We start from the raw sequence: 7373 nt of genomic DNA on the forward strand, positions 1-7373 counted from the left end.
ACGCGGTGTCGCAGGCGGGACGGCAACCGATCGTCGTCCAGCCTGCGACACCGCGTCGATCAGGGCGCTGTCCGGCGCGGTTCCGCGCCGGAACGAAATCAGGACGACGCCCGTTGCCACGGCATCCTCGCGCGAATGGATCGTCCCCTGCTTCATCCAACCAGCCTAGCCGCCGTCTCTTTTCCCGCCAATGCGAATCGGACTTGCCGCTCAGGTGCCAAGGTCCTAGCCAAGTGACCATGGCTCCGAACATATTAGCGGGTCAGCCCCTGGCCGATCAGCACGGCCGCGTGATCCGTTATCTGCGGATTTCGGTGACCGATCGCTGCGACCTGCGATGCCGCTACTGCATGGCGGAACAGATGACGTTCCTGCCGCGATCCAAGCTTTTGAGCCTGGAAGAGATCGCGGTCATCGCCGAACGCTTCATCGCACGCGGCGTCACCAAGATCCGCCTGTCGGGTGGCGAGCCCCTCGTCCGCCGCGACGTCGGCGAGCTTGTCCGCCGGCTCGGCCGGCACGTCGGCACCGGCCTCGACGAACTGACCATGACCACAAATGGGACACGTCTGGCACACTATGCGTCAGAAATGGTCGATGCCGGCATGGCGCGCATCAATGTCAGCCTCGACAGCCGCGATGCCGATCGCTTCCGCTTCATCACCCGCCACGGCGATGTCGACGGCGTTATCCGCGGCATCCTCGCCGCGCGCGACGCCGGTCTGGCCGTCAAGATCAACATGGTCGCGCTGAAGGGGCTGAACGAGGATGAGATCGCCCCCATGCTGCAATGGTGTATCGATGAAGGACTGGACCTGTCCCTGATCGAAACCATGCCGCTGGGCGCGATTGACGAGGACAGGGTAGATCGTTTTCTGCCGCTGACAAAGGTGTTCGACGACCTGTCCACACGCTTTCCGCTGGTTCGCGCGGCGCATCGTACCGGCGGCCCTGCCCGCTATTGGCAGGTGGAGAACACACAGACCCGCCTCGGCCTCATCTCTCCCCTCACCGCCAATTTCTGCGATGGCTGCAACCGGGTCCGCCTGACCACGGAGGGCAAGCTGTTCATGTGCCTGGGCCATGAGGATCAGGTTGACCTGAAGGCCGCCCTGCGAGCCGGCGGGCTGCCCGCGCTGGACGCCGCAATCGATGCCGGGCTGGCGATCAAGCCGGCGCGGCATGATTTCCGGATCGAAAGCGGCGCTGCCCCCGCCGTGTCGCGGCACATGAGCGTCACTGGCGGATGAGCGCGTATGAACGGCGGGCGCTCGTCGCCTCGCCGACACCGCCCGCGCAACAGGCGGCGGCCGAGCTTCGCGACATGGCCGACTGGGTCGATGTCGACGAGGCCGATGTCGTGATCGCGCTGGGCGGCGACGGGTTCATGCTCCAGACGCTGCACGGCATGCTCGAACGCCGCAAGCCGCCGGTGCCCGTCTTCGGGATGAACCTGGGTACGGTCGGTTTCCTGATGAACGAATGGCGCAGCTACGGTCTGGAGGAGCGGCTGATGCGCGTCCGCCCGTTCAAGGTCACGCCGCTGCAGGCGACGGTCACCGCCGTCGATGGCCGCGTCCAGACACTGCCCGCGATCAACGAGGTTTCGCTGCTGCGCGAAACGCGGCAGACCGCCAATCTGGAGATCAGCGTCAACGATCGTATCGTCATGCCCGAACTCGCCTGTGACGGCATCCTGGTGGCGACACCTGCCGGCTCGACCGCCTACAACCTGTCGGCGCAGGGCCCGATCCTGCCGCTCGGGTCCGGCATGCTGGCGCTCACCCCGATCAGCCCGTTCCGCCCCCGGCGCTGGCGCGGCGCCATCCTGACCGACCGGGCGCGTTTTTCGATCCGTATCCTGGATTCCTCCAAGCGTCCCGTGTCCGCCGTCGCGGACCAGCGCGAGGTGCGCGACGTTGCGCGGGTGGACATCTGCATGGATCGTTCGCGCGAGTTGACCCTGCTGTTCGACCCCGAACATGCGCTCGACGACCGCATCACGATGGAGCAATTCGCCTCCTGATACCGACCCGAAAAAAAGAGGCTTGCAAGCTTTTTCGAGCCGTTTATAGAGCCCCCCACAGCGCCGGACATTCCCTGATAGCTCAGCGGTAGAGCTCTCGACTGTTAATCGAGCGGCCGTAGGTTCGAATCCTACTCAGGGAGCCACCGGCGCTGTAGATCTCCCGCCCCGTCCTGCTTGAGCGTATGGCTCGCACAACGTGGCATTGTTACACACGATATAGCAAGCATGCGGCATCCGCTGTTCGACAGCGTGCATCCGCCTTGTGTCAAAACGATCAAGGCTGCGGAACAGTCACTCCGTCATGACACATGAGGGTGGCCGCGCATTCCCCGTGCTCGTCCCCAAGCGGTCGCCCTCAACAAAAAAAAGCGCCGGCGAGTTCCCCCACCGGCGCTTCGATATATCGGAGCGAACCGATCAGATCAGCGGCAGCGGACCTTTCCGCGATCGACCTCGCGACCCAGCAGTGCGCCGCCGCCAGCACCGAGCAAGGTCCCGAGCGTACCGCCACCGACCAGATTACCCAGCACGCCACCGCCAACCGCGCCTACCACCAGGCCGGTCGTGCCATCGTTACGACGGCAATAGGTGCGGCCGTCCTGCCCGCGATAGATCTGGTCGTTCCGGCTCAGGCGCCGCTCGCGATAATTGCCGCGACGGTAATCACGCGACGGCTCCCAGTTGCGATCGTCGCCATGCCAGCGATAATCGCGGTCGCGGCGCTGCGCCTCGACGGGGGCGACGGTCACCGGCACGGCCAACGTGGCCACCGCCAGGGCTGCAAGCAGGTTCGACTTCATGATGCGTCTCCTCGAGAAGTGCCCAGGCTAACGCATGTCCGGGCATGTAGGTCCCATTTGGGGCCGTTTGTGCCGCCAAAGCATTGTTCTTGCATGCGCCAGACAACGACCCTTCTATCCGTCGATACGCCCGGCCAGGGCCTGTTCGACATCACTCGCCGCGTCGCCGACTGGGCCGACGCGCAGAACATGGCGGAGGGCTTGCTGACGCTGTTCTGTCGGCACACCTCTGCGTCGCTGTTGATCCAGGAGAACGCATCGCCGGAGGTACAGGTCGATCTGCTGGCCTATTTCGATCGCATCGCGCCGGAGGACGCACACGCCTACACCCATGACGACGAAGGGCCGGACGACATGCCCGCGCATCTGCGCACGGCACTGACCGGCGTCAATCTGGCGATACCGATCCTTGATCGGCGCATGGCGCTGGGCACATGGCAGTCACTCTATCTGTTCGAACACCGCCGCCGGCCGCACCGGCGATCGATTGCATTGCATCTGATCGGAACGTGATCCACAACAATTCGTCGCGGGAGCAAACCCGTTCATCGAACGTTCTGGGTTATGAGGGTACGAGCGAACAGGTTCGCCGTCGATGCGGTGGACGGAGAAGGAAAGAGTCCATGCAAATTGGTCGCAAGGCACTGTTAGCCGCCCTGACGGCGGGTACGCTGCTCGTCGCGGGCTGCGCGACGGAAACTACATACCGCCCCGCCACGGGTTCGGGCTTCTACGCCACGGGGTATTCTGATCGCCAGATCGAGCCCAACCGCTTCCTGGTAAGCTTTGCGGGCAACACGGTCACCGCGCGCGATACGGTCGAGCGATATCTGCTGTTCCGCGCGGCTGAACTCACGCTTGCCGGTGGTTATGATTATTTCGTCATGGCCGATCGCGACACGCAGTTGCGGTCGCGCACCTACTCGAACCCCACCGCCTTTGGTGGTGGCTTTGGCGGGTTCGGCGGTGGCCTGTGGGGCCCGATGTGGCGCTTCCATGGTGCCGGCTTCGGCTGGCGGTCGTGGGATCCCTTCTGGGGCGGCCCATGGGGCGGCGGCGTCGATATCCGCACCGTCGACCGCTACGAAGCGACTGCCGAGGTCGTGATGCGCAAGGGTCCGATCCCGCGGGACAATCTGCGCGCCTTCGATGCCCGCGCGGTGGTCAACACGATCGGGCCGACGGTGGTGCTGCCCAAGCAACGCTGATCCGCCGCGGATCAGACGAACGCTCGATAAATGGGCCGGCGGGGCATCCCCTCGCCGGCCCTTTTCGTGTCAGGCGGTCACCGCGCCGTGGCAGTGCTTATACTTGCGCCCCGATCCGCACGGGCACGGCGCGTTGCGGTTGACGCGGCCTTCCCATTCCGCCGGATCCTCGCCGAAGGTCTGCGGCTCGGGCTGCGGCGACTGGAGCGGCGGTAACTGTGTCTGGATCAGGCCCAGCGTGCCGGCATCGATATCGCGCGTATCGTCCTCGCCGGTGAACGGATCGAAGTGCGAGGTGATGAAGTCGGGCAGCTCGGGCAGTTCCGGCGGCGCCTGGAACTGGAACTTCGCATGCGCGATGGTCCGCGTCACATCCTCGCGGATCACGTCCAGCATACGCTGGAACAGCGAGAAAGCCTCCTGCTTATACTCGTTGATCGGCGTCTTCTGCGCATAGGCACGCAGATGGACCACCTGCCGCAGCGCATCGAGCGTCGCCAGATGCTCCTTCCAGTGATGATCCAGGTTCTGCAGGAGGATCGACTTTTCCACCTGCACCCAGGTGTCCGGCTCCAGCTCCTTGGACTTGGCCTCCACCATGCTGTCGGCCTCGGCGGTCACCCGCTCCAGCACGATCTCGGGATCGATCGCTTCCTCGGTCAGCCAGTCGTCGATCGGCGGCTCGATGTTGAGCAGCTCCTTGAGCTGCGTCTTCATGCCCGCGACATCCCATTGTTCGGGATAGGAATTGGGCGGGCAGGCACCGCCGACGATGGCATTCACCGTTTCGGTGCGCATATCGGCGACCATCTCGCCCACCGTCTCGGCATCCATGATGTCGGCGCGCTGCTCGTAGATGACCTTGCGCTGGTCGTTCATCACGTCATCATATTCGACGACCTGCTTGCGCACGTCGTAGTTGCGCGCTTCCACCTTCTTCTGTGCGGTCTCGATCGCCTTGGTCAGCCACTTGCTGCCGATCGCCTCGCCATCCTCGATGTTGGAACGCATCATCTTGGCGAACAGCGTGTCCGGCCCGAAGATGCGTAGCAGATCGTCGTCCAGGCTCAGATAGAAGCGCGACAGGCCGGGGTCGCCCTGGCGACCGGAGCGGCCGCGCAGCTGGTTGTCGATGCGACGGCTTTCATGCCGCTCGGTGCCCAGCACGAACAGGCCGCCCGCCGCCAGCACCGCCTTCTTCTCCTCGGCGATCTCGGCACGGACGCGCTCGGCGATCGCCTCATATTCGGGCGTTCCCTCGATGAAGTCGGCATGTTCGTCGGACATGCGGAATTCCAGGTTGCCGCCAAGCTGGATATCGGTGCCGCGACCCGCCATGTTGGTCGCGATCGTCACCGCGCCCAGCCGGCCCGCCTGCGCCACGATATGCGCTTCCATCTCATGATAGCGCGCGTTCAGCACCTTGTGCTGGACACCTTCCTGCATCAGAAACTCGGACAGCAGCTCCGACTTCTCGATCGACACGGTGCCGACCAGCACCGGCTGGCCCTTGGCCGCATGCTCGCCGATCTTGCGCGCGATCGCGCGGAACTTGTCCTGCGTGTTCTTGTAGAACTCGTCTTCCTCGTCGACGCGGGAAATCGGCAGGTTGGTCGGGATGGTGACGACGTTCAGCTTGTAGATGTCGTAGAATTCCGCCGCCTCGGTCGCCGCCGTGCCGGTCATGCCGCCGATCTTGGGGTACATGCGGAAATAATTCTGGAAGGTGATCGAGGCCATGGTCTGGTTCTCAGGCTCGATATTGACGCCCTCCTTGGCCTCCACCGCCTGGTGCAGGCCTTCTGACCAGCGGCGCCCGTCCATCATGCGGCCGGTGAACTCGTCGATGATGACGACCTTGCCGTCCTTGACGATATAGTCGGTGTCGCGCTTGAACATCATGTTCGCACGCAGCGCCTGGTTCAGATGGTGGACCACCTGCGTATTCTCGAAATCATACAGGTTGGCGCCCTGGAGCAGCCCGGCATTCTCCAGCAGCCGCTCGGCCCGTTCGGTGCCTTCTTCGGTCAGGATGATGGAGCGCTGCTTCTCGTCCTTTTCGTAATCGGCCGCCTCCAGTTGCTTCACGATCGCATCGACGCTGATGTACAGCTCGGACTTGTCGTCGGTCGGGCCGGAGATGATCAGCGGGGTGCGCGCCTCGTCGATCAGAATGGAGTCCACCTCGTCGACGATCGCGAAGTTGAACGCGCGCTGCACCATGCCCGAACGCTCATACTTCATGTTGTCGCGCAGATAATCGAAGCCGAACTCGTTGTTCGTGCCGTAGGTGATGTCGGCGGCATAGGCGTCGCGACGCTGTTCGTCGGTCAGGTTCGGGATGATGACGCCGGTGGTGAGGCCCAGAAAGCCATAGACGCGCGCCATCCAGCGGCCGTCGCGATTGGCCAGATAGTCGTTCACCGTCACGACGTGCACGCCCTTGCCCGGCAGCGCGTTCAGATAGGTGGCGAGCGTCGCGACCAGCGTCTTGCCCTCGCCGGTCCGCATCTCGGCGATCTCGCCGCGGTGGAGGACGATACCGCCTATCATCTGCACATCGTAATGCCGCTGACCGAGCACGCGCTTGGCGGCCTCACGCACCGTCGCGAAGGCCTCGGGCAACAGGCTGTCGAGCGTCGCGCCTTTCGCCAGTTGGTCGCGGAACTTCACCGTCTGACCGGCCAGTTCGGCATCCGACATCGCCTGCAACGCAGGCTCGAAGCCGGCGATCTTGGCGAGGACCGGGTTGAGCGACTTGACATATCGGTCGTTGGACGAACCGAAGAAGGACTTGGCGAGGCCGCCGAACATGGGCAATTCCTGTTATCTGAAGGATGCGCACGCAGCCGCATCCGGGCGCGCAACGCGAAATCGTGAGGGCAAGATGGGTCCGGCAGCAGCCGGCGCCAAGACGCTATTCGCGCCGGCGGCTCGCATAAAGCGGCATGATCGCGTGCGGCACGGGCGCGACGAAAACCGCCACGCCCCTTACCGCATGCAGGCCGGGCAGCGCCTGCGCCGGTCGGGTATTCGCCGCCGCGACGCGTGAGACCTGCGTCTGCGCCACTGCCGCCTGCGCGGCGACGACCTGCTGCGCGCCGGCCCCGCGTGTCGCCCCGACCGCGCCGGTGAGCGCGGACAGCAAAGCCGACAGAAGGAGAAGCAGGTTCATCGCGCCCGGTCTTAAATCAGTAGGGCAAGGCCGTCCACCTACTCGCGTGGTAAACGCCGTGCCATCTTCATCCGACCGGCGTGCAGGCGTCTTGCCCGCTGCACGGCGTCGCGTATGTAGGCGCGATGAACGTTTCCCCCCTCGCCCGCCCATTTCCTGCC

At 64.4% G+C, this 7373-nt stretch carries 7 protein-coding genes and 1 tRNA gene; 5 read left to right on the forward strand and 3 right to left on the reverse strand.

Features of this window, described 5'->3' with window-relative positions:
• The first annotated feature begins 239 nt into the window (after positions 1 to 239).
• From moaA to Q0U08_RS15425, 3 genes are all read left to right on the forward strand, one after another.
• Positions 240 to 1250, forward strand: a complete 1011-nt coding sequence (gene moaA, locus Q0U08_RS15415; RefSeq protein WP_298092405.1) for a GTP 3',8-cyclase MoaA — start codon at positions 240 to 242, stop codon at positions 1248 to 1250.
• A complete protein-coding gene (locus tag Q0U08_RS15420; RefSeq protein ID WP_298092398.1) occupies positions 1247 to 2026 on the forward strand; it encodes an NAD kinase in 780 nt (259 codons plus the stop codon). Before moaA ends, Q0U08_RS15420 begins: the two co-directional genes overlap by 4 nt.
• Positions 2027 to 2097: 71 nt before the next feature.
• A tRNA-Asn gene (locus Q0U08_RS15425) sits at positions 2098 to 2172 on the forward strand.
• 279 nt (positions 2173 to 2451) lie between these two features.
• Here Q0U08_RS15425 and Q0U08_RS15430 read toward each other — a convergent pair.
• Positions 2452 to 2829: a glycine zipper 2TM domain-containing protein gene (locus tag Q0U08_RS15430; protein WP_149681980.1), complete on the reverse strand. Its 378-nt coding sequence runs from the start codon at positions 2827 to 2829 to the stop codon at positions 2452 to 2454.
• Between the two features lie 93 nt (positions 2830 to 2922).
• On the opposite strand from Q0U08_RS15430, the gene Q0U08_RS15435 reads away from it, so the two are divergent.
• Entirely contained in the window at positions 2923 to 3342 is a 420-nt protein-coding gene (locus tag Q0U08_RS15435; protein ID WP_298092399.1) for a secondary thiamine-phosphate synthase enzyme YjbQ, read from the forward strand.
• Positions 3343 to 3452: 110 nt separating this feature from the next.
• Positions 3453 to 4037 (forward strand): hypothetical protein, encoded by a 585-nt coding sequence (locus Q0U08_RS15440; RefSeq protein ID WP_298092401.1) that lies wholly within the window; start codon positions 3453 to 3455, stop codon positions 4035 to 4037.
• A gap of 69 nt (positions 4038 to 4106) precedes the next feature.
• On the opposite strand, the gene secA is transcribed toward Q0U08_RS15440, so the two are convergent.
• Together secA and Q0U08_RS15450 are read right to left on the reverse strand one after the other, a co-directional pair.
• Entirely contained in the window at positions 4107 to 6851 is a 2745-nt protein-coding gene (gene secA / locus Q0U08_RS15445; protein WP_298092402.1) for a preprotein translocase subunit SecA, read from the reverse strand.
• Positions 6852 to 6954: 103 nt separating this feature from the next.
• Positions 6955 to 7212, reverse strand: coding sequence for a hypothetical protein (locus tag Q0U08_RS15450; protein ID WP_298092404.1), 258 nt, complete (start codon positions 7210 to 7212; stop codon positions 6955 to 6957).
• Positions 7213 to 7373: the final 161 nt, after the last annotated feature.

Source organism: uncultured Sphingomonas sp., from assembly GCF_946477935.1.
GTDB lineage: Bacteria > Pseudomonadota > Alphaproteobacteria > Sphingomonadales > Sphingomonadaceae > Sphingomonas.